We start from the raw sequence: 2,997 nt of genomic DNA on the forward strand, positions 1-2,997 counted from the left end.
GGAAGTAGGTGCGGCAGCCTCGGGTGCGGGGTCACTCCGGTGTCGATGACGGCGACCTTCACGCCGCCGCCGCGGCCGAAGCGCCACGCCTCATTCAGGTTGAGCATGTCCATGTACTTCGGTTGCACCCGAAAGTCGGTGCCCGGCAACACCCCAACCTCCGTGCAGTACGAGCCCTGTTTCATCGGCTGAGGAGGCCCCGGCGAACTGTCCGGCGGTACCGCCCCCGGGTCGATCCCGGGTGGATCGATCGCGTAGGCCGGCGCGCCGGAAAGCGCTACCGATGCAACGATGAGCGTCGTGGCAGCCACTGCGGCCGCGCGAAGCGGACGCAGCCGACGATTACCGGTAACGAATCGCTGCATAGACATTCATCAGCCACAAGGCCAGCGGGAAGATGGGCATCAGGCAGAGGTATTCCACCCATTCCACGAGCTTGCGGAACAGCGGGCTGTAGATGGTGTTAGGCACGACCGCCGCAGCCGTCAAGCCCGCCGCAGGCAACAGCACCACGATGGCCACTCCGGCCGACATCGCGGCCGTCGAGGACAACACCAGCGTGTATCGCACCACGATCGCGGCGATGATCAGCACCGACGTCAAGGCCAGGATGATCGCCTGCCAGCGGTCGACGTAGGAGCGGCCGCGCAGCATCAGGAAGCCGGCGGTGGCAGCGGCCAGCAGTAGCGGTAGCCAGCGGTCGCCCGTGCGTGGATCGGATACGCCCCCCAGGGACACAATCGTCAGCACACCCAGTCCAACCAGCAGGCCGGTCAGGAATGACCGGGCCCGCTCGGCCCGCAGCACCACGTCTTGGACGGACGCGGGGCCCTCAAGGGTCGGGCGGCCGCCGCCAACGGGGTGTACGACGGTCGTCGGCAGATCAGGCCGGGCCTCGAACACCCAGCGGCTGGTGGCAGACGGGAACACCGGCAGCCGGATCCCGGACAACCAGCGGGACAGCGCCGGGGCGCCGTGATAGCCGAACACGCAGGCCAGCAGTATGCAGGTCAGCAGCGTGACCGCACCGGTGCCCAGCGCCATCCGGGCCAGGCTCGCCAACGTCGCGGCCAGGGACACCGTGACGATCGCAGTTCCGGTAGCCAGCCGACGGCCGGTGAACCGCATGGCAAGCATCGCGCCGACGCCTGCGACCGCGAATCCCATCACCGCGTGTGGCGCACCGACTGGTCCGGGCGGCGCCGCAACGGCCGCCACCGCAAGTGGCGCCAGACCGCTCCACAGCAAGATGTCGCCTGCGCGGCGATCCTGAACGGTCTTGGCACGCGACAGGATCATCAGCGCCACGGAGATCACCAGCACCGCGATGACCAAGGCGTAGGGCGCCGGTACCCACGAGTCGTGGTGCCAGCGGAACCAGCCCAGCAGCAGCGATCCCAACAGCACCCCGCTCGCGACCATTGCCGCGCCGACCTGGATGGCCACCGTCGGGTTGATTGAGCTGAACCGCTTGCTCAGGTTGACCGACACGGCCGTCGAGATGTGCTCGATGACCTGCGAGCGATGCTCGGTGTCTTCGACGAACCGCAGCCATACCCGGTCGCCGTCGTAGATGTCCTGCTCGCTCAGCGACTGGGCGGCCCGTAGCGGTGTGCCATCAACGAGGCACAACGCCCACCTGCCGCGCTGTTGGGCTTCTAGGGCCGGCAGACCCAGCTCCCGCAGTCGGACGTTGATGACCTTGAGTAGCGGGTCGATCATCACCGATACCGGGGCGTTGGCGTCTAGCAGCACGCCGATTTGCGCGCCCTCGCCGGCGATGATGCCAACCACTACAGACTGAGGCGATGAGACTGCCTCTGAACCAGGCTGTGGCGCCTCGGCTACTGCGGTCATTGTGCAACCCCTCTGTCGACGATTTCTGGGTCCATGTGTCTTGCCTCGCTATTTGTAATTGTGACGTCGCGTCCCAATTGTTGAGCAGATTCTAGAGTGTTTCGCGGCATCCGCATCTTGAGTGAATGCTGCACCGAAAAACCTTGGTACGTGCGGTATTTCCGTAACGTTCAGTTAAACTCTGCTATGCGTTTTCCACTCGCCGTAGGGAAGGGTTTCCAAAACGGTCTTGATCCCGACCTGGACCAACTGCGGGGTAGCAGGGCAGATAGCTAGCCAGGCCTCGTTCGACCCGGCGGTACGCGCCTGCTGGTACATAGCGATACGCCCGCCCGATCCGTCCTTAAGCGACAGCACCGAGGCGCTGGGCGCCTTGGCGTCGTCTTGGTATTGCCTGGCGTAAACGGCGGCCTCAGCCGCCGGATCCGACAGCGCCTGTCCCAGCGCGGCCACCGTCGCCGCGCTGATGCCGAGTCGGCGTAGATCGCCGCCGGAGAAGACATTGAAACCGGAGCTCTGCCAGGCCTTCGTGATTTCCAGCATTTCTTCCAGCGGCACGTTGACCGCGTTGATCGCTGCGGGATCGGCGTGGTGGATCGACTCCAGGGCATCGAACACCAGCGCCGCGATCGAAGTCGTGTCGGCGACTGCGACGTCGTCAACGGTGATTTCGTCGCCGACCCGTACCGCCGAGACCCAATGCTGGCCGCGGCGGGCTAGCAGCACACGAAACTCATTGTCTGGGATCTCGCGGGAGCCCACCGGCTCGTCTTCGCTGCCTTCTTCCTTTTCCTTGACGCCGTAGAGCAGCTTGCCGCGGGACAGCAGCGCGATGACCTCGAGATCGGGCGCGGCCAATACCCGCATCCTGGCAGCGATCGACTCGTCGACCGTCTCGCCCGTCACGATCCCCTGTTCGCGCATGACAGCCATGCCCGGATGCTCGTTCAGCCATTCCATCGAATCAGTGGAAACAAATGGCCGGCACCGCAATTCGGGCGCGACGTGGCGAATATCCAGCAACGCCTGCAACATCCAGAAACCCTCGACGTTGACTGTGATATCGGTCCGGGTGGTTTGATCCATCACTACTCTCGTATCTCGGCGTGGTCGGTTACCGCAGGACGCGGCAGCACACCC

At 65.0% G+C, this 2,997-nt stretch carries 2 protein-coding genes and 1 pseudogene; all 3 read right to left on the reverse strand.

Annotated elements, in window-relative coordinates; genetic code table 11:
* Nucleotides 1–365, reverse strand: a pseudogene (locus WB785_RS07470) (peptidase S8); the annotation flags it as partial.
* Nucleotides 343–1,857 (reverse strand): type VII secretion integral membrane protein EccD, encoded by a 1,515-nt coding sequence (eccD, locus tag WB785_RS07475; RefSeq protein WP_424078198.1) that lies wholly within the window; start codon nt 1,855–1,857, stop codon nt 343–345. The gene eccD and the pseudogene WB785_RS07470, both read right to left, overlap by 23 nt.
* Before the next feature lie 174 nt (nt 1,858–2,031).
* Nucleotides 2,032–2,943 carry an ESX secretion-associated protein EspG gene (locus tag WB785_RS07480; protein WP_424078200.1) on the reverse strand — a complete coding sequence of 304 codons (912 nt, stop codon included), beginning with the start codon at nt 2,941–2,943 and terminating at the stop codon, nt 2,032–2,034.
* Nucleotides 2,944–2,997: the final 54 nt, after the last annotated feature.

Source organism: Mycobacterium sp., from assembly GCF_049585075.1.
Classification (GTDB): domain Bacteria; phylum Actinomycetota; class Actinomycetes; order Mycobacteriales; family Mycobacteriaceae; genus Mycobacterium.

Coding starts and splice junctions, on each gene's coding strand:
- WB785_RS07480 (WP_424078200.1), bottom strand. CDS start 2,943: ATGGATCAAACCACCCGGACCGATATCACAGTCAACGTCGAGGGTTTC.
- eccD (WP_424078198.1), bottom strand. CDS start 1,857: ATGACCGCAGTAGCCGAGGCGCCACAGCCTGGTTCAGAGGCAGTCTCA.